A 304-nucleotide genomic window follows, 5' to 3' on the forward strand; every position below is an offset into this window, starting at 1 on the left:
GTGCCTGCTAATTCAGCTAACTTTTTAGAGCTTAAGCCCATTTTTTCTCTGAAAAATTTCAAGTTATTCATGATTCTTATCCTATTTAAAAAAAAATATCTTTCAAATACCAATGTGGTAAAAATTTCTTGCATTAAAAATACTAGTATGGTATGATTTGTGAATGTTTAAGCTAAAATCATATTTATTGAAGAATAATATTACTTACGCTGAATTTGCAGCTTCTATAGGTGTTACACAGACATCAATAGCGCGTTACATAAATAAGAAGAGATTTCCACAGCCTAGGATAATAAAGAAAATA

1 protein-coding gene is annotated in these 304 nt (G+C 28.3%); it reads left to right on the top strand.

Translation table 11 applies throughout. The annotated features are described in order from the left end of the window. Nucleotides 1-163: 163 nt before the first annotated feature. Nucleotides 164-304: helix-turn-helix domain-containing protein (locus ACFINZ_RS11560; protein ID WP_375701592.1), on the top strand; the 141-nt coding region annotated here is incomplete at its 3' end.

Source organism: Bartonella sp. AA81SXKL (assembly GCF_042196945.1).
In the GTDB taxonomy this organism is placed as follows: Bacteria; Pseudomonadota; Alphaproteobacteria; order Rhizobiales; family Rhizobiaceae; genus Bartonella.